22 protein-coding genes and 1 pseudogene are annotated in these 24426 nt (G+C 71.8%); 11 read left to right on the top strand and 12 right to left on the bottom strand.

Going from position 1 to position 24426, the window contains the following annotated elements; genetic code table 11:
* Positions 1–37: 37 nt before the first annotated feature.
* The 3 genes from pstC to pstB are packed head-to-tail and all read left to right on the top strand — an operon-like array spanning position 38 to position 3008.
* Positions 38–1129, top strand: a complete 1092-nt coding sequence (gene pstC / locus ACIG87_RS16785) for a phosphate ABC transporter permease subunit PstC (protein WP_396851407.1) — start codon at positions 38–40, stop codon at positions 1127–1129.
* Positions 1126–2214, top strand: a complete 1089-nt coding sequence (gene pstA, locus ACIG87_RS16780; protein ID WP_396851406.1) for a phosphate ABC transporter permease PstA — start codon at positions 1126–1128, stop codon at positions 2212–2214. Before pstC ends, pstA begins: the two co-directional genes overlap by 4 nt.
* A 17-nt stretch (positions 2215–2231) precedes the next feature.
* On the top strand, positions 2232–3008 hold the full coding sequence (gene pstB / locus ACIG87_RS16775; RefSeq protein WP_091242519.1) for a phosphate ABC transporter ATP-binding protein PstB: 777 nt from the start codon (positions 2232–2234) through the stop codon (positions 3006–3008).
* A gap of 988 nt (positions 3009–3996) precedes the next feature.
* Here pstB and ACIG87_RS16770 read toward each other — a convergent pair.
* On the bottom strand, positions 3997–4830 hold the full coding sequence (locus ACIG87_RS16770) for an NUDIX hydrolase (protein WP_396851405.1): 834 nt from the start codon (positions 4828–4830) through the stop codon (positions 3997–3999).
* A 175-nt stretch (positions 4831–5005) separates the two neighbouring features.
* Between ACIG87_RS16770 and ACIG87_RS16765 the strand changes: the two genes are divergently transcribed.
* Entirely contained in the window at positions 5006–5974 is a 969-nt protein-coding gene (locus ACIG87_RS16765; protein ID WP_396851404.1) for a Gfo/Idh/MocA family protein, read from the top strand.
* A gap of 86 nt (positions 5975–6060) precedes the next feature.
* Here ACIG87_RS16765 and ACIG87_RS16760 read toward each other — a convergent pair whose 3' ends face one another.
* The 3 genes from ACIG87_RS16760 to ACIG87_RS16750 all read right to left on the bottom strand — a co-directional run bounded on the left by ACIG87_RS16760 (position 6061) and on the right by ACIG87_RS16750 (position 8817).
* Positions 6061–7065 carry an anion permease gene (locus ACIG87_RS16760; protein WP_396851403.1) on the bottom strand — a complete coding sequence of 335 codons (1005 nt, stop codon included), beginning with the start codon at positions 7063–7065 and terminating at the stop codon, positions 6061–6063.
* Positions 7066–7069: 4 nt separating this feature from the next.
* Complete coding sequence (locus tag ACIG87_RS16755; protein WP_396851402.1) at positions 7070–7696, bottom strand: DUF47 domain-containing protein; 627 nt, start codon at positions 7694–7696, stop codon at positions 7070–7072.
* A 119-nt stretch (positions 7697–7815) separates the two neighbouring features.
* Entirely contained in the window at positions 7816–8817 is a 1002-nt protein-coding gene (locus ACIG87_RS16750) for a PPK2 family polyphosphate kinase (protein WP_396851401.1), read from the bottom strand.
* Positions 8818–8933: 116 nt separating this feature from the next.
* On the opposite strand from ACIG87_RS16750, the gene sigJ reads away from it, so the two are divergent.
* Positions 8934–9905 carry an RNA polymerase sigma factor SigJ gene (gene sigJ / locus ACIG87_RS16745; RefSeq protein WP_396851400.1) on the top strand — a complete coding sequence of 324 codons (972 nt, stop codon included), beginning with the start codon at positions 8934–8936 and terminating at the stop codon, positions 9903–9905.
* A gap of 72 nt (positions 9906–9977) precedes the next feature.
* Here sigJ and ACIG87_RS16740 read toward each other — a convergent pair whose 3' ends face one another.
* Entirely contained in the window at positions 9978–10484 is a 507-nt protein-coding gene (locus ACIG87_RS16740) for a DUF402 domain-containing protein (RefSeq protein ID WP_396851399.1), read from the bottom strand.
* Positions 10485–10542: 58 nt separating this feature from the next.
* On the opposite strand from ACIG87_RS16740, the gene ACIG87_RS16735 reads away from it, so the two are divergent.
* Positions 10543–12828, top strand: a complete 2286-nt coding sequence (locus ACIG87_RS16735; RefSeq protein WP_396851398.1) for an ATP-dependent DNA helicase — start codon at positions 10543–10545, stop codon at positions 12826–12828.
* Between the two features lie 14 nt (positions 12829–12842).
* On the opposite strand, the gene ACIG87_RS16730 is transcribed toward ACIG87_RS16735, so the two are convergent.
* Positions 12843–14192: an AI-2E family transporter gene (locus ACIG87_RS16730; RefSeq protein WP_396851538.1), complete on the bottom strand. Its 1350-nt coding sequence runs from the start codon at positions 14190–14192 to the stop codon at positions 12843–12845.
* A gap of 110 nt (positions 14193–14302) precedes the next feature.
* Between ACIG87_RS16730 and ACIG87_RS16725 the strand changes: the two genes are divergently transcribed.
* Together ACIG87_RS16725 and ACIG87_RS16720 are read left to right on the top strand one after the other, a co-directional pair.
* Positions 14303–14650: a GroES family chaperonin gene (locus tag ACIG87_RS16725; RefSeq protein WP_396851397.1), complete on the top strand. Its 348-nt coding sequence runs from the start codon at positions 14303–14305 to the stop codon at positions 14648–14650.
* Between the two features lie 166 nt (positions 14651–14816).
* The gene (locus tag ACIG87_RS16720) at positions 14817–14984 is read left to right on the top strand and encodes a hypothetical protein (protein WP_396851396.1); all 168 of its coding nucleotides are present in this window, start codon (positions 14817–14819) and stop codon (positions 14982–14984) included.
* Positions 14985–15051: 67 nt separating this feature from the next.
* Here the strand turns inward: ACIG87_RS16720 and ACIG87_RS16715 are convergent, their stop codons facing one another.
* The 3 genes from ACIG87_RS16715 to ACIG87_RS16705 are packed head-to-tail and all read right to left on the bottom strand — an operon-like array spanning position 15052 to position 17287.
* Positions 15052–16329 carry a glycosyltransferase gene (locus tag ACIG87_RS16715; protein WP_396851395.1) on the bottom strand — a complete coding sequence of 426 codons (1278 nt, stop codon included), beginning with the start codon at positions 16327–16329 and terminating at the stop codon, positions 15052–15054.
* A complete protein-coding gene (locus tag ACIG87_RS16710; RefSeq protein ID WP_396851394.1) occupies positions 16326–16940 on the bottom strand; it encodes a tetratricopeptide repeat protein in 615 nt (204 codons plus the stop codon). The genes ACIG87_RS16715 and ACIG87_RS16710 overlap by 4 nt, the downstream gene beginning before the upstream one ends.
* Complete coding sequence (locus tag ACIG87_RS16705) at positions 16937–17287, bottom strand: hypothetical protein (protein ID WP_396851393.1); 351 nt, start codon at positions 17285–17287, stop codon at positions 16937–16939. Before ACIG87_RS16705 ends, ACIG87_RS16710 begins: the two co-directional genes overlap by 4 nt.
* Positions 17288–17362: 75 nt before the next feature.
* Between ACIG87_RS16705 and ACIG87_RS16700 the strand changes: the two genes are divergently transcribed.
* Positions 17363–18688 carry a hypothetical protein gene (locus ACIG87_RS16700; protein ID WP_396851392.1) on the top strand — a complete coding sequence of 442 codons (1326 nt, stop codon included), beginning with the start codon at positions 17363–17365 and terminating at the stop codon, positions 18686–18688.
* Positions 18689–19102: 414 nt separating this feature from the next.
* On the opposite strand, the pseudogene ACIG87_RS16695 reads toward ACIG87_RS16700, so the two are convergent.
* Both ACIG87_RS16695 and ACIG87_RS16690 read right to left on the bottom strand, forming a co-directional pair.
* Positions 19103–20603 (bottom strand): annotated as a pseudogene (locus ACIG87_RS16695) (PrsW family intramembrane metalloprotease).
* 27 nt (positions 20604–20630) lie between these two features.
* A complete protein-coding gene (locus ACIG87_RS16690) occupies positions 20631–21890 on the bottom strand; it encodes an aromatic acid exporter family protein (protein ID WP_396851537.1) in 1260 nt (419 codons plus the stop codon).
* A 67-nt stretch (positions 21891–21957) separates the two neighbouring features.
* Here ACIG87_RS16690 and ACIG87_RS16685 point away from each other — a divergent pair, with 67 nt between their 5' ends.
* Positions 21958–22620 carry a metal-dependent phosphohydrolase gene (locus ACIG87_RS16685; protein ID WP_396851391.1) on the top strand — a complete coding sequence of 221 codons (663 nt, stop codon included), beginning with the start codon at positions 21958–21960 and terminating at the stop codon, positions 22618–22620.
* Between the two features lie 51 nt (positions 22621–22671).
* Here the strand turns inward: ACIG87_RS16685 and ACIG87_RS16680 are convergent, their stop codons facing one another.
* Positions 22672–22956: a DUF4031 domain-containing protein gene (locus ACIG87_RS16680; RefSeq protein ID WP_396851390.1), complete on the bottom strand. Its 285-nt coding sequence runs from the start codon at positions 22954–22956 to the stop codon at positions 22672–22674.
* A gap of 35 nt (positions 22957–22991) precedes the next feature.
* On the opposite strand from ACIG87_RS16680, the gene ACIG87_RS16675 reads away from it, so the two are divergent.
* Positions 22992–24392, top strand: a complete 1401-nt coding sequence (locus tag ACIG87_RS16675) for an FAD-binding oxidoreductase (RefSeq protein WP_396851389.1) — start codon at positions 22992–22994, stop codon at positions 24390–24392.
* Positions 24393–24426: the final 34 nt, after the last annotated feature.

Genomic DNA, 24426 nt, shown 5'->3' with positions numbered 1-24426 from the left:
AGCGACATCACCTCCTCAAGTCGAAGCGAGCGAGCAGATGGGTGAAACCCCTCACCGCTCGGCACACGCCGGCACCGGCGGACACCCCGTGACCCCAGGTCACGAGCGGTCCGCCGGTGCCTCGGCGCGTGTGGCCGAGGTATCAGTCAGCACCCGTACCCCCGATGACGATCACGGTCTGGGCGGAGGCGGCGGGCTGCCCCGGGCCCGTGCGTTCGGCGCGGAGCGGGCCTTCCGTGGCCTGACCCTGGCGGCCGGCGTCACCGTGCTGGTCGTCATCGTGGCGATCGCGGTCTTCCTGATCGCCAAGGCCGTGCCGGCACTACAGGCCAACAGTGCGAACTTCTGGACCTTCGAGGGCTGGTTCCCCAACGACGACCCACCCACGTTCGGCATCGGCGCGCTCGCCTTCGGCACCCTGCTCACCGCCCTGCTGGCGCTGCTGATCGCGGTGCCGGTGGCACTGGGCATCGCCCTCTACCTGTCCCACTACGCGCCGCGCCGGCTCGGCACCGGGCTGGCCTTCGTGATCGACCTGCTGGCCGCCGTACCCAGCGTGGTCTTCGGCCTCTGGGGCCGGGACTTCTTCGCCGGCCCGGTAGCCGACCTCTCGGCCTGGCTGAACACCTACTTCGGTTGGCTCCCGATCTTCGGCGACGGTCCGTACGGCAACTCGATCCTGCTCGGTTCGCTCGTCCTGGCGATCATGGTGTTGCCGATCATCACGTCGCTCTCCCGGGAGATCTTCCTTCAGACCCCGACCGCCAACGAGGAGGCCGCCCTCGCGCTGGGCGCCACCCGCTGGGAGATGCTGCGCACGGCGGTGCTGCCGTACGGCCGGCCGGGCATCATCGCCGCCGTCATGCTCGGCCTCGGCCGCGCGCTCGGCGAGACCATCGCCCTCGCGCTGACCCTCGGCTCGACGTACGCCATCTCGTTCAACATCCTGCAGAACGGCGGCAACAGCATCGCCGCGAACATCGCCAACCGCTTCGCGGAGGCCAACGACACCGGCCGGGGCGCGCTCATCGCCTCCGGCCTGGTGCTCTTCGCGATCACGTTGATCGTCAACATCACCGCGCGGGCGATCATCTACCGCCGCCGCGAGTTCACGGAGTCGGCCGCATGACCACCACGCTCACCTCACACCGTTCCCGCCCGCCGGCCCAGCCGGTGAACCTGCGGGCCAAGCGGCTGCCCGGGTACGCCGCCCCCGTCATCGCGGTGCTGGCGCTGCTGGTCGCCGCCGGCCTCGTCTACGGCGTCGACCTCGGCGGCCCGGTCCTGGTCGTGGTGCTCGGCGCGCTGTTCTACCTGGCCGGCCTCTTCGCCGCCGCGAACGCGGTGGAGGGCCGCCGGTCGGCCCGCAACCGGGTCTGGAGCGCCCTGATCCACTCCGCCTTCGTGCTGGCCGTACTGCCGTTGGCGTCGGTGGTGTGGACCCTGGTCAGCAAGGGCACCGCACGGTTGGACGGCAACTTCTTCGGCAGCTCGATGAACAACATCGGGGCCCGGGACGCCAACGGCGGTGCCTACCACGCCATCGTCGGCACGCTGGAGCAGGTCGGCATCGCCACCGCGATCACCGTCCCGCTCGGGGTGCTCTGCGCGATCTACATCGTCGAGTACGGGCGTGGCCGGTTCGCCTTCATCATCCGGTTCTTCGTCGACGTGATGACCGGCATCCCGTCCATCGTCACCGGCCTGTTCGTGCTGGCTTTCTGGGTGCTGATCGTGTCGCCGTGGTTCAACGACGGTCGGCCGAGCTTCTCCGGCTTCGCCGCCGCGCTGGCGCTGAGCGTGCTGATGCTGCCGACGGTGGTCCGCTCCACCGAGGAGATGCTGCGACTGGTCCCCGCACCGCTGCGGGAGGGCGCGTACGCCCTCGGCGTCCCGAAGTGGAAGACCATCCTGCGGGTGGTGCTGCCCACCGCGCTGCCCGGCATCGTCACCGGCGTCATGCTCTCCATCGCGCGGGCCGCCGGGGAGACCGCCCCGGTGCTGCTCGTCGCCGGCGGTGGCGCGGCGATCAACTTCAACCCGTTCGAGAACAACCAGTCGTCACTGGCTCTCTTCGTCTACCAGCAGGCCGGCGAGGCGTCGAAGTACTCGCCGGCACGGGCCTGGACCGCGGCCCTGACCCTGGTCGTCCTCGTCCTTGTCCTGACCGTCGCCGCGAAGTTGCTGGCCCGTCGCAACCGGCTCAGCCGATGAACACCGGAGGTACCACCATGGCCAAGCGCATCGATGCCACCGACGTGACCGCCTACTACGGCGGCTTCAAGGCGATCGAGAACATCAACCTGACGGTCGAGCCGAAGACGGTCACCGCCCTGATCGGCCCGTCCGGCTGTGGCAAGTCGACCTTCCTGCGGTCGATCAACCGGATGCACGAGGTGCTGCCGGGCGCCCGGGTCGAGGGCAGCCTGACCATCGACGGTCAGGACGTCTACCACCGGGACGTCGACGTGACCGCCGTCCGCCGCATGATCGGCATGGTGTTCCAGCGCCCCAACCCGTTCCCCACCATGAGCATCTTCGAGAACGTGGTGGCCGGCCTGCGGCTCAACGGGGTCCGCAAGAAGTCCATCCTGGACGAGGCGGCCGAGCGGGCGCTCCGCTCGGCGAACCTGTGGGACGAGGTCAAGGACCGCCTCGGCAAGCCCGGCGCGGGCCTGTCCGGTGGCCAGCAGCAGCGGCTCTGCATCGCCCGCACCATCGCGGTCGAGCCGCAGGTGGTGCTGATGGACGAACCCTGCTCGGCGCTGGACCCGATCTCGACGCTGGCCATCGAGGACCTGATGTTCCAGCTCAAGGACAAGTTCACCATCATCATCGTCACCCACAACATGCAGCAGGCAGCCCGCGTCTCCGACCGCACCGCCTTCTTCTCCATCGAGAAGACCGGCGACCCGGGCCGCCTCATCGAGTACGACAACACCCAGAAGATCTTCAGCAACCCCAGCCAGAAGAAGACCGAGGACTACATCACCGGCCGTTTCGGCTGACCCTCTCTCCCGCCCGGCTCACCGGGTTCCCCGATCCGCTGCCCCGCGGCCTCGCTGCCTCACTGCCTCGCTGCGCTGACCCGCTGGCCCGGCGGCGCGCTGGCCCGCGGCTTGCTGGCCCGCGGCTTGCTGGCCCGCGGCTTGCTGGCCCGCGGCTTGCTGGCCCGCAGCCTCGCTGCGCGAGCTGCGGGATTCGCTGGTGCGATCGGGGCCGTTCGCGCGGGCCTGATCGCCGCGCTCGCGGGGCTTCTCCTGCTCGGGCAGGTCCACGCCGCGCAGGGGCGTGCAGCTGGCCGCCCGAGGCCACCGCCGGCCCGGCGCCCGCGTCGCCCCCGCACGGGACGATCGTTGCCGAATCGGGTGACCGGCAGCGCGTGGCCCGCCAGGGCTGGCACGTGGCTCGCGGTGGCTCGACCGCCGACCGGCCGACCGCACCGCGCCACACCGCACCGGACCACGCCGCGCCGCACCGCACCGAACCGGGCCACACCGCACCGCACCGGACCGGACCGGACCGGACCGGGCCACGCCGCGCCACACCGGACCGGGCCGCACCGCGGACTGGCCAGGCGACTGGCAAGGCGGTGGGGAACCGGCGGGTCCCAGTAAGCCCTTCCGGATCCTGTGGAGCTGATGACGTAGACGACTCAGGCGCTCGGCAAGCCCGCGAATCGCTAACGTCATCAGCTCCACAGGATCGGTGAGAGACATGGGTGGGGGTGGACCCGACAGGCCCCGCAACACAGACGACAGGGCGCCGACCGACCCGAGGGACCGCCGGGCGGGCAGAGCCGACAGGCTCAGCCCGAGGGCACCGCGCAGCCCCGCCCGAATGGAAGGGCACCGCGCAGCCCCACCCGAATGGAAGGGCACCGCGCAGCCCCACCCGGGACGGAGGTGGGGCCAACCGAGGGTGCAGGGGGCCAACCGAGGGTGAAGTGGGGGCAGGCGAGGGTGAAGTGGGAGTCAGGCGAGGGTGAAGTGGGAGTCAGGCGAGGGTGAAGTGGGGGGTGCCGTCCTCGGGCAGGTGGAGGCGAGGGGTCACCGGGGTCGCGGCGTCCCGGGTGGCCGAGGCGCGGGCCACATCGGACAGGTCACCGGCGGCGATCACCTCGGCCAGGGTGACCAGGGTGGGCGGGAGCATGGTCAGCTCACCGGCCTGCGCGCGGGCCAGGGCGTCCGTCGGGCGGACCCACATGGTGTGGTCGGCCTCGCCGGAGACGTCCCGGGTCCGCTGCCCCTCGGGCAGCAGGGCCACGAAGAAGTACGTGTCGAAGCGGCGCGGCTCGAACTCCGGGGTGATCCATCGGCTCCACGGCAGCAGCAGGTCGGATCGGAGGGTGAGCTTCCGCTCGGCGAGCAGCCCGGCGAAGCCCCGCCGCCGTGCCTCCAGATCCTGCCGCGCGGTCTCCCAGTCGTCGCCGCTGACGTCGCCCACCACCGTGCCGGTGTCGGGGCCGGCCAACAGCACCCCGGCCTCCTCGAAGACCTCCCGCGCGGCGGCACACACCACGGCCTGCGCGGCCGGGGGCGCGACCCCCAGCCGACCGGCCCAGGCCAACGGGTCAGGGCCGGCCCAGTCCAGATGCGCCTCGGAGTCCGACGGGTCGACGCCGCCGCCGGGGAAGGCGTACACCCCACCGAAGGCCATCGCGGCGACCCGGCGGATGACGTACACCTCGAAGTCGCTGCCGGCCGGGCGGAGCAGCAGCACCGTGGCCGCGACCCGGGGCGGCGCCGGCGTGCCGCCCTCGGCCTGGAACCGGCGGGCGTGCTCGACCAGGGCCGGTGGGGCGGGGAAACCGGAGCTGTCGATCGTCATGCGCCGAGACTAGCCCCGCCGAACGGACCGACCGGCCCGTCAGCAGCCGGCCCGTCAGCCGCCCGTCAGCGGCCGGCGGGGAGCAGGCGGCAGAGAACTAGCGGGCGGCAGGCAGCAGGCGACGGGCAGCGGGCAGGGGGTGAGCGGGGAGTGGGGGGCGGGTTAGCGTGAATGCATGACACGTTGGGGGATTCTGTCCACCGGCCACATCGCCGGCCGGTTCGCCGAGGATCTACGGCTGGTGCCCGGGGCCGAGCTGGTCGCGGTCGGCTCACGTACGGCGGAGAGCGCCGAGCGGTTCGCCGCCCGTTACGGTGCGACCCGGGCGTACGGCTCGTGGGCCGACCTGGCCGCAGACGACGAGTTGGACGCGATCTACGTGGCCACCCCGCACGCCGCCCACCACGAGGCCGCCCGGGTCTGCCTGGAGTCCGGCCGGGCGGTGCTGCTGGAGAAGCCGTTCACCCTCGATCTGGCCACCAGTACCGAACTGGTCGACCTGGCCCGAGCCCGTGGGGTCTTCCTGATGGAGGCCATGTGGATGCGGTGCAACCCGCTGATCCTGCGCCTGGTCGAACTGGTCCGGGCCGGGGCGATCGGCGAGGTGACCGGCGTCCGGGCCGACTTCGGGGTGGCCGGGCCGTTCCCGCCGGAGCACCGGATGCGTAACCCGGCCCTCGGCGGCGGGGCCCTGCTGGACCTGGGCGTCTACCCGGTGAGCCTGGCCCACCTGCTGCTCGGCGTGCCGCAGCACGTACACGCCTGGGCCAAGCTCGGCCCGGAGGGGGTGGACGAGAACACCGGCATCATCTTCGGGTACGACTCGGGTGCGGTCGCCACGCTGAGCTGCGGGATGGTCGGGGCGACCCCGCTGACCGCCGCGATCACCGGCACCACCGGCCGGATCGAACTGCCCGAGCCGTTCTTCCGCCCCGGCTCGGCGGTGCTGCACCGGGCCGACGCCGAGCCGGAGACGCTCACCGACGATCCGGCCGGCGGCGGCTACCAGTACGAGGCCGCCGAGGTGCAGCGCTGCCTGGCAGCCGGGCTGACCGAGAGCCCGCTGGTGCCGCACGCCGTCACGCTGGAGGTGATGGCCCTGCTGGACGACATCCGGGCCCGCATCGGGGTCGACTACGCCTGAGTGGTCGGGAAGGGCACCCCGTTCCCGCGCGAGGCGGTGACGAGGTGCCCTTCCCCGACCGGAACGGGCTGCCCGCCCGGCACAGCTCAGAACAACGGGCGGACCACCAGGTAGGTCAGGCAGGCGATCAGCGCGGCGGCCGGGAAGGTGATGACCCAGGCGATCACGATGTTGCCGGCCACGTTCCAGCGGACCGCGGAGAGCCGCTTGGTCGCGCCCACCCCCATGATCGCCGAGGTGATCGTGTGGGTGGTGGAGATCGGAGCCTTGAGCACCAGTGCGTTGAAGTAGAGCACCGCGCTGGCCACCGTCTCGGCGGCGAAGCCCTCCGGCGGGCCCAGGTCAATGATCTTGCGACCGAGGGTCCGGATGATCCGCCAGCCGCCCGAGTACGTGCCCAGCGCCAGCATGGTCGCCGTGGTCCAGAACACCCAGCCGGGGATGTGCGTCTTGTCGGACTGGAAGCCGCCGGTGTAGAGGGCCAGCACGATGATGCCCATGGTCTTCGCGGCGTCCTGCATGCCATGACCGACCGACATGGCCGCCGCCGAGGCGGTCTGCGCCCAGCGGAAGCCCCGGTTGAGCTTGCCCGGCTGCCCCTTGCGGAAGCCCCACAGGATGGCCAGCATCAACAGGTAACCGAGGGTGAGGCCGATGATCGGCGAGAGCACCATCGGCAGGATGACCTTCTGGCCGATGGTGGCCCACTGCACGATGCCGCCGGTGGACAGCAGGGTCGCCCCGACCAGGCCGCCGAAGAGCGCGTGCGAGGACGACGACGGCAGGCCGAAGTACCAGGTGATCAGGTTCCAGGCGATCGCGCCGAGCACCCCGGCGAAGACCACCCCCAGGCTGCCCACCCCGGTCGGGAGGGTGACCAGACCGTCGCCGACCGTCTTGGCCACCCCGGCGCCGAAGTGCGCGCCGACGAAGTTGCCGACGGCGGCCAGCAGCAGGGCGATCCGGGGGGTCAGCGCCCGGGTCGAGACGCTGGTGGCGATCGCGTTCGCCGCGTCGTGAAAGCCGTTCGTGTAGTCGAACGCCATGGCGGCGACGATCACCGCCAGCACGGCGATGAGTTCGGGAGTCACGGGCTCAGGACTCCTTGACCGTGATGGTCTCGACTGTGTTCGCCACGTGCTCGAAGGCGTCGCAGGCGGCCTCCAGCTCGTCGGCGACCTCCTTCATCTTCAGCACGGTCAGTGCGTCGTACTCGCCGGAGAAGAGCCGGACCAGCAGCATCCGGTACGCCTGGTCACCGTCGTTCTCCAGCCGGTTGCACTCGATCCAGTAGTCCTCGAGGTCCTTCATCGACTTGAGCCGGGGCATCGCCTCGGCGGTCAGCTTGGCCTGCAGGTCGAGGACGTTCACCAGCTCGTGCAGCTCGCGCGGGAGCGCCGGAAGCTTGGTGAGGCCGTAGAGGTAGAGCAGGTTGCCGACGGCCTCCAGGTGGTCCATCACGTCGTCGAGCAACGAGCCCAGCCGGTAGATGTCCTCCCGGTCGAACGGGGTGATGAAGGTGGAGTTGATCTTCTTGTAGAGATCGTGGGTGATCTGGTCGCTGTCGTGCTCGACCTCGGTCAGCCGTTCGCTCACCGACTGCACGTCGACGCCGGGCAGGGCCAGCTCGTTGAGTAGCGCAGTGCCCTTCACCAGGTTCTGCGCCGCCCTGGTGAAAAGCTCGTAGAAGGCGCCCTCGGTGGGACGGAAGGAAAACTTCACAGCACGGACCTCGTCGTGTCGGTGGAAGGGTGGCCGCCGCCCCAGGGGGCGTCCGCTGATGCATGCTAGGTACTCCACCTGTGTGTGCCCTAAGCGGCCCACCCCTGGTCAGACCCGATTCACCGCCCGTTCACCTGCTGTTCACCTCGGCCGCTTCCGCCGCTGTTCGACAACCGCTGGCGCTCCCGTTCCACGTCGAAACCGGCAGCCGGATACCCCAGATCAAGACCCTCGAACGTCTCCCGCAGCAGGTGCGCCACCGCCCAGTCCCGGTACCACTTGCGGTCCGCCGGCACCAGGAACCAGGGTGCCCGATCCGTGTCGCACCGCCCCAGCGCCTCCGCGTACGCGGCCTGGTAGTCGTCCCAGCGGGCCCGGGAGTCGAGGTCGCTCGGCTGGTACTTCCAGTACTTCGTCGGGTCGGTCAGCCGCTCCGACAACCGCCGCGCCTGCTCGTCGGAGGAGATGTGCAGCATCACCTTCACCAGGGTCACTCCCCCGTCGGTCAACTCCCGCTCGAAGGCGTTGATCTGGTCGTACCGGGCCCGCCAGGTCTCCTCCGGCACCAGGGCGTCGACCCGGGCCACCAGCACGTCCTCGTAGTGCGAGCGGTTGAAGACGCCGACGTACCCGGGCGGGGGCAGCGCCCGGCGGATCCGCCACAGGAAGTCGTACCGCAACTCCTGCCGGGTCGGCGGGCCGAACGAACGGATGTGCAGGCCGAGCGGGTTCATCGCGCCGGCCACCCGCTTCACGGTGCCGTCCTTGCCCCCGCAGTCCATCGCCTGGAGCACCAGCAGCAGCCGACCCGGTCGGCCCCGCCCCAGCCTCGCCCCGCCGGTGGACGGGACCGAGGCGGGCGCGTTCGGTCCACCGGCCGCCTTCGCCGTGGCGTACAGCATCTCCTGCTGTCGACCCAGCCCCGCACCGATCAACCCGACCTGCCGCCGGGCCCAGACCTTACGGTCCTTCCCGCCGCCCGTCACGGCCGGCAGGCCCGGAGTGGAGCGGGGATCGACCGCCCCGAGGTCGACCGGCCCACCGCCCGACGGCACCCGCAACAACTGCCGTACCGTCCCACCCTCGGGTGCGACGATCTCCGTCTCCTCGTCTGCGCGCATCCCCCGATCCTCGCCCACCACCGCATCCTCCGCCTCCCAGCGGCGGTGCTGTCACGTTTCGCCGGTGCGGGGCGTCCGGTGGGTGGGGAGAATCCGGTCGTACCCGGGGAGGGGTCGTGGTGACGGTGGATCTGGTGGCGGAGTTCGAGGCCGAACGCGGACGGCTGATCGCGGTGGCCCACCGGATGCTGGGCAGCCGCAGCGAGGCGGAGGACGCCGTACAGGAGACCTGGCTGCGGTACGCCGGGGCGCTCGCCGACCCGGACAGCCGGGCCGAGGTCCGGCACCTGGGCGGCTGGCTCACCACCACCTGCGCCCGGATCTGCCTCGACGTGCTCCGCTCGGCCCGGGTCCGGCGGGAGACGTACCCGGGGCAGTGGCTGCCGGAGCCGCTGGTCACCGCGGTGGGCGGCGTACCGGGGCCGGACGGCTTCGCCCCCGACCCGGCCGACCGGGCCGTCCGGCGCGACCAGCTCGGCACCGCCCTGCTGGTCGTCCTGGAACGACTCGGCCCCGAGCAACGGGTCGCCTTCGTCCTGCACGACGTCTTCGCGGTGCCGTTCGCCCGGATCGCCGAGGTGCTGTCGAGCACCCCCGAGGCGGCCCGCCAGCTCGCCTCCCGGGCCCGCCGGGCGGTCACCGCCACCGACGCGCCCCGGCACACCGCCGACCCGGCCGAGCAGCGTCGGGTACTGGCCGCGTTCACCGCCGCGACCGAGTCGGGCGACCTCGACGCGCTGGTCCGGGTGCTCGCCCCCGACGTGGTGCTGATCGGCGACAGCGGGGGCCACTTCTCGACGGCCCGCCGGCCGGTCGTCGGCGCCGACCCGGTGGCCCGCTTCCTGCTCGGGCTCTTCGGTCGGGCCGGTCGCTACGGCCAACGGCTGCGGGCCGAGCCGGTACTGGTGGACGGGGTGCTCGGCCTGCACCTGGAGACCGTCCAACCCGACGGCCGGCTGCTGCGGATGGTCACCGGTTTCGCGGTCCACGACGGGCGGATCAGCGGCCTGTTCCACCAACTCAACCCCGACAAGCTCCACCAACTACCCGACCTCGACCCGGATGCCACTTGGCCCCCACGCTGGTGAGCCGAACCGCCGACCCCACCGCCGACCCCAGGAACCGGGCCGGGTCGCGCCGGACAGGCCGGGCCCGCCGGGTCAGACCACCAGGGCCAGCCACTTCCGGTACGCCGAGGCGAACGGCTCGGTGCCGTCGCCGAGGGCGGTGAGCAGCCGGGCCGCCGCCGCCTGCGCCTGGGCCACCACGTCGTCCGGATAGCCGAACCGGACCCGGTGCTCGGCGAACTCGTCCTCGTCGCGCAGCTCCACCAGGCCGGTGGTCCGGCGGCGTACCACGTCCAGGTCGAGGTCGATCAGGTGGACGGTGTCGTCGCCCTCCCAGCGGGCCGGGGTGGCGATGTCGCAGTAGACCTCGCTGGTCCTCGGCGGCGGGTTGAACATGCCCGTCCACCAGGCCGCATGCGGCACCAACAGGACGAAGGGAATCTGCTCCACCGAGGGCCGGCCATGGTAGACCGACGCGGTACCGGCGGGCACGCCCAGCCACACCCCGAGGTCGTCCTCGGTCAGCCGGCGGGCCGGGTAGTCGCGGTGGGCACTACCGTCGTACTTGCGGTAGATCACACGGACCGTGTCGCTCGGCATGAGTCGCACCCTAGCCGATTCCGCCCACTCGTCGCGGTACGGAGCTGACCGGTCAGCAGTGGCGTCGATCCGCACGGTGACCGCGCCACGCGGGGGCAGCGGCGCGTCCGCTGTCGGCGGCGGCAGGTACCGTCGCACGGTGACTCCGCCCCGTACCGCCGCCGGCCCCAGCACCCCGTCGGCCCGCTCCGGGCGGCGGCGCGGCGGCCGGCCGAGCGGCACCGAGCTGCTCGCCGCGGCGGTCGGCGCGGTCCCCGGCGGCGCGACCCGGCCGGGTCAGCAGCAGATGACCGAGGCGATCGAGCGCAGCGTCAGCACCCGCGAGCACCTGCTGGTGCAGGCGGGCACCGGCACCGGCAAGTCACTGGCCTACCTGGCCCCGGCGCTGACCGTGGACGGCCCGGTGGTGGTCTCCACCGCCACCCTGGCGTTGCAGTCCCAACTGGTCGAGCACGACCTGCCCCGACTCGCCGACGCGGTCGAGCCGCTGCTCGGCCGCCGTCCCACCTTCGCCGTGCTCAAGGGCCGGCACCACTACCTCTGCCTGGCCCGGCTGGACAACTCCACCGAGGACGAACCGGAGGACACCCTCTTCGACGCCCCCGCCGCCCGGCCCGGGGGTGGGACGAAGTGGCTCGGTGAGGCCGGCCGGATGGGCAAGCAGATCCAGCGGCTGCGGGACTGGGCCGAGAGGACCGACACCGGCGACCGGGACGAGCTGGACCCGGGCGTCGACGACCAGGCGTGGCGACTGGTCTCCATGCCGGCGCGCGAGTGCGTGGGGGCGTCCCGCTGCCCGTTCGGCCAGGAGTGCTTCGCCGAGGCGTCCCGGGCCCGCGCCCGGGAGGCCGACGTGGTGGTCACCAACCACAGCCTGCTGGCGGTGGACATGCTGGCCGGGCGGCACATCGTCCCACCGCACAAGCTGCTGATCGTCGACGAAGCGCACGAGCTGGCCGACCGGGTCTCCTCGGCCGCCCAGGCCGAGCTGGTGCCGGAGCTGATCGACCGGTCCGCCCGGCGGGCCCGGCCGCTGCTGCGGCCGGACGTCGCCGACCGGCTCACCGAGGCCGGCGACGCGCTCGCCGTCGGGCTGGCCGAGGCTCCGGCCGGCCGGCTCACCGGCGGGCTGCCCGGCCCGTTGCGCGAGGCGTGCACGCTGCTCGACGCGGCCACCCGGGCCGCCCTCGACGCGATCGGCGACGTCAAGGCCGACGACCCGGACCCGGTCCGCAAGCAGCAGGCCAAGTCGGTGCTGGACGAGTTGTCGACCACCGCGCAACGGCTGCTGGAGGAGGCCGACCACGACGTGGCCTGGGTGGAGAAGCCGGACAACGGCAGCCGCCGTGCGCTGGTGGTCGCGCCGCTGTCGGTCGCCGGCACCCTCGCCACCCACCTGTACGACGAGCGCACCGTGGTCGCCACCTCGGCGACCCTGGCGCTGGGCGGCCGGTTCGACACGGTGGCGCGGGCCCTCGGCCTGGACGCGCCACCGCCCGCCCCGCCGACCCCGGCCGCCGCCGCGTTGGCCACCGCCGCCGCTGCCGGCCGGTCGACCGCCGCCGTGCCGGGCGGCTCACCGACCGGCATCGCCTCCGCCGAGCCGGGCGGCGGGGTGGCGACCACACCGGGCAGCCGGGCCGCCACCGGCGTCGTGCCGGCCACCTCGGGACCGGGCTGGTCGTCCCTCGACGTCGGCTCACCGTTCGACTACGCCCGGCAGGGCATCCTGTACGTCGCCGCGCACCTGCCCCGCCCCAGCGTCTCCGGGTTGCCCGAGGCTGCCGGCGAGGAGCTGCTGAGGCTGGTCGGCGCGCTCGGTGGTCGTACCCTCGGGTTGTTCTCCTCCCGACGGGCCGCGCAGCAGGCCGCAGAGCTGGTCCGGGCGCGCACCGACCTGCCGGTGCTGCTGCAGGGCGAGGAGGCGTTGCCGTTGCTGGTCCGCCGGTTCCGGGAGGAGCGGTCGAGCTGCCTGTTCGGGGTGATGTCGCTCTGGCAGGGGGTGGACGTGCCGGGTGACTCGTGCCAACTGGTGGTGATCGACCGGCTCCCCTTCCCCCGCCCGGACGAGCCGTTGGCGGCCGCCCGGGCGGCGGCGGTGGACGCGGGCGGCGGCTCCGGCTTCTCGGCGGTCAGCGTGCCGATCGCGGCGGTCCGGCTGGCCCAGGGCGTGGGTCGGCTGATCCGGGCCACCGGCGACCGGGGGGTGGTGGCGGTCCTCGACTCGCGGCTGGAGACGGCGCGCGGCTACGGCCCGTTCCTGCGCCGCTCGCTGCCCCCGTTCTGGTACACCACCCGGCCCGAGGTGGCCCAGGGCGCGTTGGAGCGCCTCGCCAAGGTCTGACCCGACGCCCCCGGTCAGGGTGCCTGGGAGGCGACCACCACCGCGTCCGGCGGGGTGTCCGGCACGCTGCGGGCGGCGAGCCGGCGTACGGCGGTGTTGAGCACCGCGATCAGCGGCACCGCCACCAGCGCGCCGGTGATGCCGGCGAGCACCACCCCGGCGGCGATCCCGATGATCACCGCGAGCGGGTGGATGGCCACCGCCCGACCCATGATCAACGGTTGCAGCAGGTGCCCCTCGACCTGCTGCACGCCGATCACCACGCCCAGGATGATCAGAGCGGTCACCGGGCCGCTGTCGACCAGCGCCACCAGCACCGCCACCACCCCGGAGAGGAACGCGCCGACGATCGGGATGAACGCGCCGAGGAACACCAGCGCGGCCAGCGGGAAGGCGAACGGGACGTCGAAGACGACCAGGAAGATGCCGATCCCCACCGCGTCGATGAACGCCACCAGCACGGTGGCCCGCACGTAGGCGCCGAGCGTCGCCCAGGACGCGCGCCCGGCGTCGTCGACCTTCCACCGGGCGGCGACCGGCAGCAGGCGGACCAGGAACCGCCAGATCCGGCGGCCGTCGCGCAGGAAGAAGAAGGTGGCGAAGAGCACCAGGACGGCGCCGGTGAGCAACTCGGCCAGCGTGGTGGCGGTGGCCAGCGCGCCGCTGGTGAACTTCTCGGTGTTGCCGTTGATCCAGCCCTGCGCCTCTTCGATGTAGCGGTTGAGCTGGCTGTCGGACAGGTGCAGCGGGCCGGTCTTGAGCCAGTCCTGGATCTGCCGTACGCCCTGCGACGACTTCTCGCTCAACTCCGGGACGCCCTGGATGAACTCGTTGACCACCAGGGTCAGCGTGCCGAAGACCGCGACCAGGCCACCGACCATCACCACGGCCGTCGCCAGTGACCGGGGGAACCGGGCCCGGAGCAGCCAGCCCACCGCCGGGGCGAGCAGCGCGGAGAGCAGCAGCGCCACGGCCAACGGAATGATCACGATGCTGATCGTTCCGACGACCTTCAACAGTGCCCAGGTGACCACGCCGATCACGATCAGTCGCCACGACCAGGCAGCGGCGATCCGCAGCGCGTGCGGCACGTCGGCGTCGTCCCGACTGGAGGTGGAGTTGTGCATGGCCGCCGGTGGCTCGGCACCGACCACCGTCGCCGAGGGAGCCGCCGCCGGGCCGGGTGACGCGGGCGAGGCCACCCGGGCCCCCTCCGGGTCGTCGGCCGGATCGGCACGCCCCGCGCGAACCGCCTCTCGTCCGGACTCGTACGCACGGAGCAGCCGACCGCGTACCCGCTCAAAACGGCTCAAGCGCACCTCCTCAGGATGGAACCGGGTCGCCCACCACGACGGCCCGGACAGGGTACGTCCGTGTGCCCGCCACCGTAGGACAGTTCCGCCACACATTGCCCCGAGCCGCATCGGCTCAACCACCGGGTGGACGCCACCGGGCCACGCGGTAGCGTCTTGGCGTGACCGCCGACCATAGTCTCGACGCCGGCCTGCCGATCCGCCTGCTGCACGACCGGGTGCTGGTGAAGGTGGACGGCAGCGAAGGCGAACGCCGTTCCACCGCAGGCATCGTGATCCCGGCCACCGCCGCCGTCGGCAAGCGGCTGGCCTGGGCCACCGCCGTGGGGGTGGGGCCGCACGTCCGCGCCGTCGTCGCCGGTGACCGGGTGCTCTTCGACCCCGACGACCGCTCCGAGGTCGAACTGCACGGCCGGGGGTACGTGCTGCTCCGCGAGCGGGATGTGCACGCCGTCGCCGCAGAACGGGTGGAGACCGAGTCCACCGGAAGCACCGGCCTCTACCTGTAGACGTACCCCCCGATCGGGCGTCGCCGTTCGCCCTGCTTCCCGCCGCCTCCGGGGGGCGGCTTCTCCGGCTTCCCGGCCTCCTCCTCTTCCCCGGTTGCCCGGCTTCCCGGTTTGTCCTGCTTCTCGGCGGGAAGTCAGGCGCGTCCGGACGCCCTGGGGAGGGACGATGCCGATACTCGTGAAAAGGGTGCTGCTCTGGGGCAGCGTCGCCTTCCTGATCTACTTCATGGCCTTCCGCCCGGACGGGGCGGCGCAGTTGTTCAAGGGGATCGGGGCGGCCCTGATGGCGATGGCCCAGGGCCTCGGCGACTTCCTCACCAGCCTGATGGCCTGACCGGTCGACGGCCGGACGTGAGCAGACCGGTCAGGGCGGGGCGCTGGGTCTCGCCCCGCCCGGCAGTTCATATGTTCAGCAGGCCGCCGTTGCGCAGCGCGTCGCCCTTGATCGCGATGAGATTCGCGGAGACGTACGGAATGTTGTGCGACTGGTGCCATTCGCTCGGGAAGTACGTGACCAACCGCGACGCCTGGAATCGGCATCTGATCTCAGGCACGAAACGGGAGTAGTTGGCGTCCGTGAAGTACCAGAACGAGTTCTCGTTGTAGAACGCCACATGCGTCGGATCCTGGTAGGCGCCCCGACCGTCGGTGCTGGGTGTCAGCGACAACAGCATTCCGTTCGGCGCGAGCAGTCGGTACAACTCGTTGAACAGTGCGATCTTGTCCGGGATGTGTTCCAGGAAATCCACCGCCCGAATGACCCCGACGCTGCTGTCCGGCAGATCGACCCCCTTCGTCACATCGCAGACCAGGTCGACGCCCGCTCCGTCGTGGCAGTCCAGACCGAGATAGCCTTCCGGCTTGTTGTGGGCCGCACCCAGGTCGAGCGCCAGAAGGCCCTGCCGCCGCGACCAGGCGAGCGCGTTCTGTTGAACGTTCCGGTCGTAGATCTCCACCGTTCGCTGCTGGATCCGGGCATTGACCTCCGGGATACGCTGCGTGTTCTTGGGATGCATGCGCTGCAGGTACAGGCATTTCTGAATGTGGTGGAAATCGCTCACCTGGTAGATCCGAGCCATGAGATCGGCGTCGTCCGCGACGTCGAGCGACTCGTCGTACCCGCCGACCTTCTCGTAGATGTCCCGGCGGAAGGCCCGCACATGGTTCGGCGCGTACCAGATGTAGCTCACATTGTGCGGCGTCGGCGGCAACGCCCGGCAGACCAGCACCTCACGGCCGTCCACCTTCTCGTCGTAGTGCCGCCAGCCGAAGGAACTCGCGAAACGATCTTCACACCGGCCGCCGTCCTCCTGGATCTGCGCGGTGTCGCTGTAGACGAACCCCACCTCCGGGTAGGAGTCGAAGGCGTCGACTATCTCCTGCAGACAGTCGCTGCTGAGCAGATCGTCGTCGTCGAGCTCGACCAGGATGTCTCCGGCAGCCTCGGCGCAGGCGTACCCCTTCACGGCACCGACGCCGTTCAGGTTGTCCTGCACGATGAGCCGGATCCGATCGTCGTGCCGCTCCGGCCGCCAACGCGACCCCTGGTTGAGGATGACCACCCATTCCCAGTCGGTAAAGGTCTGCGCCACCAGCGATCGGAAACACTCGTCGATGAAACGGGTGCGGTTGCTCCCCGTGAAGACCGTCACGCGCGGTGTGTGCATCGAGCCGGTCACCGCCCCTCCGTACTAGAGGACCGGGTGGTCGAGTCCGAGCGGTACTTCTCCGGGACGGTCGAGGTGAGCCCCTTGTCCAACCGGATCGCCGCCTTGAAGGCGTCCCGTGCTGCCGCCTCGTCACCGGATTGGGACAGCAGCATGCCCAGTCGGAGGTAGGCGGTGGACGCCTTCTTGTCGATCGACACGACCTTGCGGTAGATGTCCATCGACGTCGTCGGAGCCTTACCCTCCAGTGCGATGGCCTTGTTGTAGAGGGCCGGCTTGTAGTTGGCGTCGGCCGCCAATGCCTTGTCGTAGTTGCTGATCGCCTCGTCGGCCTGGTTACGCGACTGGGCGATGAAGCCCAGGTTGAACCAGGCGAACTTGTTGTTGGCCTCGGTGGCAAGCACCTTCTCGAAGGTGGCCTTCGCCGCGTCGAGGTCACCGGCTTGGCCCTGCTCGACACCGAGCTTCAGCAGATCCGCCGACGAGGTTCCGGCGTTCGCCTTGTCGCTGTTGGCTGAACTGCTCGCCTGCGGCTTGTCAGCAGGCTTCTCACTGCACGCCGGGACTCCGGCCAGCAGGACCGCACCACAGGCGAGTGAACCTAGCATCTGACGCGTGCTCATTTCTTCTCCTTGACGGTAACGGGGCGGTCCGACTTGCGGTCCGACCGGCTGGCATTGCTACTGTCGGCCGTCGATCGCCCCGACGTGTCGGCCGCAGGCGCAAACGCCACCGGTGTGGTGGGTGAGATGCAGGACACCCAGATGTCGGCACCTCCACCGGTAAAGGTGAACTGGTAGCCACTGATCGAGAGCGGCTGGATCAACACCGGGTTGACGCCCGCACCCGAGAGTTGGTATCCGGTGCCGACAGCGATGTCTCCGGGAACGCATCCGAAATCAACGGGGGTGTCCGCAATCACAGTCAGCGGGCCCTGAATGTACGCGGCCTGGATTCCGTTGCCCGCCACTCCCTGGGCACCCTGCGCGCCTTGGGCGCCTTGGGCGCCTTGGGCGCCTTGGGCGCCCGTGTCGCCCTGCGGTCCTTGTACGCCCTGCAAGCCCACCGCACCTTGGGCACCCTGGGGGCCCGCGTCACCCTGCGCGCCCTGGAATCCCTGCGCACCCTGCGCACCTTGAACGCCGGGCACACCCTGCGCGCCCTGCGCGCCGATGTCACCCTGGAATCCCTGAGCACCCTGCGCGCCCTGAACGCCGGGCACACCCTGCGCACCAACGTCACCCTGGAATCCCTGCGCACCCTGCGCACCCTGCGCACCAATATCACCCTGGAATCCCTGCGCACCCTGAGCACCCTGAGCGCCCTGCGCACCAATGTCACCCTGGAATCCCTGCGCACCCTGCGCACCAACGTCACCCTGGAAACCCTGCGCACCCTGAGCGCCCGGCGCACCCTGCGCACCGACATCACCCTGCGCACCCTGCGCACCAACGTCACCCTGGAAACCCTGAGCACCCTGCGCACCCTGAACGCCGGGCACACCCTGCGCACCCTGAGCACCCTGCGCGCCCTGCGCACCGGGCACACCCTGCGCACCCTGCGCGCCGATGTCACCCTGGAAACCTTGAGCACCCTGAACGCCGGGCACACCCTGCGCACCCTGCGCACCGACATCACCCTGCGCACCTTGAACGCCGGGCACACCCTGCGCACCGACATCACCCTGCGCGCCCTGAGCACCCTGCGCGCCCTGCGCACCGGGCACACCCTGCACGCCCTGCGCGCCGATGTCACCCTGGAGACCCTGCGCGCCCTGCGCACCTTGAACCCCGGGCACACCCTGCGCACCAACGTCACCCTGGAAACCCTGAGCACCCTGCGCACCCTGTGCACCGACATCACCCTGCGCACCCTGCGCGCCGATGTCACCCTGGAAACCCTGAGCACCCTGCGCGCCCTGAACGCCGGGCACACCCTGCGCACCTTGCGCACCCTGCGCACCCTGCGCGCCGGTCTCGCCCTGCTCGCCTTGAGCGCCCTGCTCGCCTTGAGCGCCCTGCTCGCCTTGAGCGCCCTGCTCGCCTTGAGCTCCTTGAGCGCCCTGGGCCCCTTGAACGCCTTTGCCGCCGTGCTTAGGCTTCTTGCCCCCGTCGTGTCCAGCCCACGGGCCCTGCCAGCCCTGCGGGCCACAGTCCGGTGGCCCGCCCGGGTAGTTGTCCCACGAATCGTCAGGCCCACCAGTGTCTTGGCGGACGGTCAACCAGGACGACTGCCACCCGCCGTACTGGCCGAGCGGACCGGGCGTACCGATATGCACGCCATGGGAAGTCGATTCCGCTTCCAGGGGTGGCGCTGCGGCGGCGGGGCCCCCCGTCATCCCGACTACCATCAGGGCAGAGCTCAGCCCTGATGCGGCACGGCCACGCTTCAGCCCTCGCCGCAGCCGTCGGTTGTTGCTCATGAACCCTCCCGAGAGCCGCCTCAGACACACCCACAGACACCCAACGGTGACGTATTGTCACCTTGCGGGCGATTTGCAGAGTATTCGACTGATTCGTCGCATGAGAGAGGTTTAGCGACAGCGAGAAGCATTTCAGATAAAGCGGAACGGTTCTCGCGTGGAAGCGGATAAGCGACAGCGGCGTACGGCGCATGCGCGGGACAGGCCCGCTGAGGTCGCCTTCGCCTGATCGCGGTGAGCACCGCGTGTCGGTCAGATCGTGCCGCCGTCACCGTCACCGTGGTCACGAGGTCTCTGCACAGCCGGCCTTCTTGGTCGAGAGCTCGTCCACCGGAGACCTCGGTGCCGTCAGGTGCTTGCCGGTCAGTGCCGGCCGGGCGGCCACGGGGCGGCCGGACGGGGGCCGTACCACCTGGGTGGGCCGTAGCCGGCCGGGTAGGCCGGGGGCGGTGGCGGGGCCAGCACCACCGGGATCGGCACCACCGGGGAGTCCGGGGCGTCCACGGCGCGCTGCGTACCGTCCGGGAAACGCAGGTGGTAACGCACTCCGTCCCAGACCCCCACCGGCGTCTGCGGGTCCCGGCCGACGAAGAACGACCGGTACGCCGCGATCGTCTCCAGCAACTGCCGTTCCTCCCGCAGGGTGCGGTCCCGCTCCGCCGGCTTGCGGTCCAGCCCTCGCCGCATCCCGTCGCGCAGGAGCGCCAGCCGGGTCGCGGCGAACTGGTAGCCGCGCATCGCGCGGAGGCCGGCGTCCCCGCCCACCCGGCGGGCCCAGGTCCGGGCGGCGTGCCGGCGGCCCAGGCTGCCCAGGGCGGCCACCTCCGGCGGGCTCAACCAGCCCGCCCGGACATAGTCCGGCAGGGTCCGCTCGGTGAGCCGCCCCTCCCAGGCCCGCAGCCAGACCGCGAAGCCGACCATGCCGAAGAAGATCGGCACCATCACCGCGACCATGCCGTAGAAGAAGATCACCGCTTGGCCGGTGGCCTGGACCAGCGTCGGGATCAGGTTCCAGGTGCCGTGCAGCATCATCGCCAACAGCAGGCCGGCGATCGGGGCGAGCACCCGTACCCGCCGGTCGGCGGTCCGGGCGGCGATGCCCAGCCCCACCCCGGTCATCGAGGTGAACAGCGGGTGGGCGAAGCCGAAGAAGAGAATCCGCGAGATGAAGATGACGATGACGTTGCGGACGCCGGTGGCCGGCCCCCACTGGTCGACACCCGAGGCGTAACCGAGGCCGCCCAGGTAGAGGATGTTCTCCACCATGGCGAACCCGACTGCGGAGAGCCCGCAGTAGACCAGACCGTCGGTGATCCCGGACCACTCCCGGCGTCGGAAGATCAGCAGCAGGATCGGGCCGAGCGCCTTGGTCAGTTCCTCGATGAACGGGGCCACCAGCACCCCGGTCAGCGACGACGACACCCCCCAGTCCTTGAACAGGGCGGCGAAACTGTTGTTGACGGTCAGCGACGCGGCGGTCGAGACGAACGCGCCCCAGGCGAAGCAGAAGATCAGGTACTTGAGCGGTTCGGGCTCGTACCGGTCGAGCCAGAGGAAACAGGCCACCAGCACCGGCACCGGCAGGACCGCCGCGGCCACCCCGACCAGCAGCGCGTCCAGGCCCAGGTTGGCGCCGAGCGTATAGAGCATGTAGACCGCGCAGGCCGCGATCAGCAGCACCACCCCGGCCAGCGCCAGGACCCGCCGCCAGCCGAGGCGACGCAGCGGCATTCGGGGCGCAGCGGCGTCCGGCGACGGTACGGCGGGCGCGGGCGGCGGCGGGGGGCCGCCGGGCGGGGTGTCGGCCATGTGGATCAGCGTAGTCACCCCCGGCCCACGGGGCCGGTCGCTCCGGAGTCGTCAGCCGACCCGCTGACAGGTGCCGGTGGCGTCAGCCGAGCGGCGGGGCGGTCGGAGGCTTCGGGGTGGCGTTCTGCGCGGCCGGACCCCCACCCGCGCCTTCGTGTTCGCCGAAGGACTGCCGGACCAGCCGGTTGGCCTCCTCCTGGTCGATGCCGGAGGCGACCAGCAGGTCACTGGCGGTGGTACGGACCTGAGCGATCACCACGCTGCCCGAGAAGCCGACCCCTTGGTCGTACGCCCGGCCCGCCTCGCTGACCGCGCGCAGCGACCGTTCCCGCGCCTCCTCCGGCTCCGCCCCGACGGCGAACTCGTGGCGCAGCAGGCGGACCACCTCGGCCAGGTGGGCCACCGCGTCCGGCATCGGCTCCGGCACCGGTTCGTCGTCCTCGATCATGGTGACCGAGCGCCGGATCAGGGTGCCGCTGTTGCGCATCGCCCGATCGATCGGGTCGGCGGCCTCGGCGTAGTGGGTCAGTTCGCTGCGCCGGTGCCACCGGGCCGGGGAGAGCGTGCTGGTCTCCTTCGCCCCCTCGATCGCCTCGGTGAAGGCGGCCAACTCCTCCTTGTTCTCCCGGAGCCGGTCCAGGGCCCGCTGGGCGGCGGCCCGATCCCGGTCCCGCAGCGCCTGCGCGCAGACGTCCAGCTGGCCGGCGAGCAGGTCCAGCGCCGGTCGGGCCGCCCGGTTGATCACCCGGAGCGGGTTGAGCGGCAACAGCACCGCCGTGACCAGCAGCGCGATGCCGCCACCGATGAAGGCGTCGACGAACCGGGGCAGCTCCAGATCCTCGGTCGACGGGCTCAGGGTGACGATCAGCACGGCGGTGGCGGCGGCCTGGATCACCACCGCCACGCTCGCCCCGAAGAAGGTGGTGAGCAGGATGGCCGACGTCACCACCAGCCCGAGCTGCCATCCCCCGGTACCGAGGAAGTAGATCAGGAAGTCGCCGACCGCCACCCCGACCGCCACCCCGACGATCAGCTCGACGGTCCGGCGCAGCCGCTGGCCGACGGAGGCGGCCAGGGTGCCCACCGCCGAGATCGGCGCGAAGACCGGTTGCGGGTTGTGCAGCAGCTTGTGCGAGACGATCCAGGCCAGTGCGGCGGCCAGGCCCGCCTGCACGGCCAGGCCCATCGCCATCCGGACCTGGTGCAGCCGATCGTGCAGGGTCGCCCGGCTCCGGTGGCGCAGATGACCCATCGCCTCGGCGATCCGGGCGGAGTCGACGTCGGTCCCGCCGTCGGGTAGCCCGGCGCGGCGCAGCAGCGACGGTCGTCGGTCCCGGGCCACGGCCATGGCGGGGACTACCCGCGTCACGCGGCTTCATCCCCTGCGGAGGTGCGGCAGAATCGTGCGGGTGACCGAGCTGATCGACCGCTGGCGGGCGGTGGCACGGGCCGCCGGGGCCGCCGACGGTGCGGCACTGACCGCCGCCGGGGCCGACCTGCTGGCCCGTTGGCGGGAGCCGCACCGGCGCTACCACACGGAGCGCCACCTGCGGACGGTGTTGGACCTGGTGGACCGGCACGCCGACCTCGCCGACCGGCCGGAGCGGGTCGCGCTCGCCGCCTGGACCCACGACGCCGTCTACGACCCGCGCGCCGCCGGGGACGCCAACGAGCGGGCCAGCGCGGCGCTGGCCGGCACCCTGCTCACCGGGCTCGGGGTGCCGGCCGCCACGGTGGCCGAGGTCCGTCGGCTGGTGCTGCTCACCGCCGGGCACACGGTCACCCCCGGCGACCGCGACGGCGCGCTGCTCTGCGACGCCGACCTGGCGATCCTGGCCACACCCCCCGAGGTGTACGACGTTTACGCCGCCGCGATCCGCGCCGAGTACGCGCACGTGCCGGAGCCCGACTTCCGCGCCGGCCGGGCGAAGGTCCTCGACGGTCTGCTCGCCCTGCCGACCCTCTTCCGCCTGTCCCCGCTGGCCGACCGCTGGGAGTCACCCGCCCGCGCCAACCTCGGCCGCGAGCTGACGGCCCTGCGCCGACCACCACCCACCCGTCCCGTCAGCTGACCGCCGCCGCCCACCCGGCGTGACCACGGACGGCCGCCGCCCAGTCGACGTTCAGGGGTGGGCGGGGTGCCGGAGACGGGTGAGGTGTTTGGGGCGGCGCAGGCCGGAGGCGTGCAGCAGGCGGACGATCTCCCGGCTGGGCACCACCCGGGCACCGAGCCACACCGCCATGGCGAACCGGTCGGCGGGGATGTCGTAGTGGTCCCGGTCGAAGCCCCGCCGGGGCACCCCGAGCGTCTCGGCGAAGGCGTGCAGCTCGGCCGGGGAGACGTCACTGATCAGGTGCGACCAGAGCCGACCGCGCCACGGCCAGGCGGGCCGGTCCAGGTACAGCATGGCGGCCAATCTAGCCGGCGGCTAGCCTCTGCCGCATGGCTGGCTCCCCCCTCCTCGACGACCTGCGGGCGGCCCTCGGCGACGGGGCCGTCCTCACCGACCCGGATCTGCTCCGGCTGCACCGACGCGACGAGGCGGACCTCTGCGCCGCCGGTACGCCGCTGGTGGTCGTCCGCCCCCGGGACACGCCCGAGGTGGTGGCGGTGGTCCGGGCGGCAGCCCGGCACGGCGTACCGGTGGTGCCGCAGGGGGCGCGGACCGGGCTGGCCGGCGCGGCGAACGCGGTGGACGGCGCGGTGGTGTTGAGCACCGTCGCCATGACCGCGATCCGGGAGATCGACCCGGTGGCCCGGATCGCCGTGGTGCAGCCCGGCGTGGTGAACGCCACGCTGGCCGGGGCGGTCCGTGCGCAGGGCCTCTACTATCCGCCGGACCCGGGCTCCTGGGAGTCCTCCACCATCGGCGGCAACGTCTCCACCAATGCCGGCGGCATGTGCTGCGTCAAGTACGGGGTGACCAGCGAGTACGTCCTCGGGCTGGAGGTGGTGCTCGCCTCCGGCGAGGTGCTACGCACCGGCCGGCGTACCGCCAAGGGGGTGGCCGGGTACGACCTGACCCGGCTCTTCGTCGGCGCGGAGGGCACCCTCGGTGTGATCACCGAGATCACCGTGTCGCTGCGGCCGACACCCGAGGAGTCGCTGACCCTGGTGGCGGTCTTCGGCTCGACCGCCGAGGCGGGCACGGCGGTGGCCGGGATCGCCGCGCAGGGCCTCACCCCGAGCCTGCTGGAGCTGCTCGACCGGACGCACCTGCGGGCGATCGAGGCGTACCGGCCGATGGGGTTGCGCACCGACGCCCAGGCGCTGCTGCTCGCCGCCGCCGACACCGGCCCCCGGGCGGCGGACGACCTGGCCCGGATCGCCGAGGTCTGCACGGCGGCCGGGGCCGAGGAGGTGTACGCGGCCACCGACGCGGTGGAGGCGGCGGCGCTGCTCCAGGCCCGCAGGCTGGCCCACCCGGCGATGGAGAGGTTCGCGACGGACACCTATCCCGACGGCAACGGCGGTCTGATCATCGACGACGTGGCGGTGCCCCGGGGGGCGCTCGCCACCCTCCTGGACGGGGTGGCCCGGATCGCCGTCGAGTGCGACGTGCCGATCGGCGTGGTCGGCCACGCCGGGGACGGCAACCTGCACCCGAACATCGTGGTGGACCGGGCCGACCCGGCGAGCCTGGAACGCGGTCGGCGCGCCTTCGACGAGATCATCCGGCTCGGCCTGGAGTTGGGCGGCACCTGCACCGGCGAACACGGCGTCGGGTTGCTCAAGCGGGACTGGCTGGCCCGGGAGATCGGCCCGGTCGGCGTCCGGGTGCACCAGGCGATCAAGGCGGCGCTCGACCCGACCGGGCTGCTCAACCCGGGCAAGGTGCTCTGACCCGACCCGACCCGACCCGCTCCGCGGTGGCGGC

The organism is Micromonospora sp. NPDC051925, from assembly GCF_044548625.1.
Lineage (GTDB): Bacteria > Actinomycetota > Actinomycetes > Mycobacteriales > Micromonosporaceae > Micromonospora.
Note: the sequence above shows the minus strand (reverse complement) of the source record. Positions and strands in the feature narration are given on the sequence as shown.

Excerpts from the sequence above, each read along its gene's own strand:
- pstC (WP_396851407.1), top strand. The coding sequence starts at position 38 with ATGGGTGAAACCCCTCACCGCTCGGCACACGCCGGCACCGGCGGACAC.
- pstA (WP_396851406.1), top strand. The coding sequence starts at position 1,126 with ATGACCACCACGCTCACCTCACACCGTTCCCGCCCGCCGGCCCAGCCG.
- pstB (WP_091242519.1), top strand. The coding sequence starts at position 2,232 with ATGGCCAAGCGCATCGATGCCACCGACGTGACCGCCTACTACGGCGGC.
- ACIG87_RS16770 (WP_396851405.1), bottom strand. The coding sequence starts at position 4,830 with ATGACGATCGACAGCTCCGGTTTCCCCGCCCCACCGGCCCTGGTCGAG.
- ACIG87_RS16765 (WP_396851404.1), top strand. The coding sequence starts at position 5,006 with ATGACACGTTGGGGGATTCTGTCCACCGGCCACATCGCCGGCCGGTTC.
- ACIG87_RS16750 (WP_396851401.1), bottom strand. The coding sequence starts at position 8,817 with ATGCGCGCAGACGAGGAGACGGAGATCGTCGCACCCGAGGGTGGGACG.
- ACIG87_RS16740 (WP_396851399.1), bottom strand. The coding sequence starts at position 10,484 with ATGCCGAGCGACACGGTCCGTGTGATCTACCGCAAGTACGACGGTAGT.
- ACIG87_RS16720 (WP_396851396.1), top strand. The coding sequence starts at position 14,817 with ATGCCGATACTCGTGAAAAGGGTGCTGCTCTGGGGCAGCGTCGCCTTC.
- ACIG87_RS16710 (WP_396851394.1), bottom strand. The coding sequence starts at position 16,940 with ATGAGCACGCGTCAGATGCTAGGTTCACTCGCCTGTGGTGCGGTCCTG.
- ACIG87_RS16680 (WP_396851390.1), bottom strand. The coding sequence starts at position 22,956 with ATGCTGTACCTGGACCGGCCCGCCTGGCCGTGGCGCGGTCGGCTCTGG.
- ACIG87_RS16675 (WP_396851389.1), top strand. The coding sequence starts at position 22,992 with ATGGCTGGCTCCCCCCTCCTCGACGACCTGCGGGCGGCCCTCGGCGAC.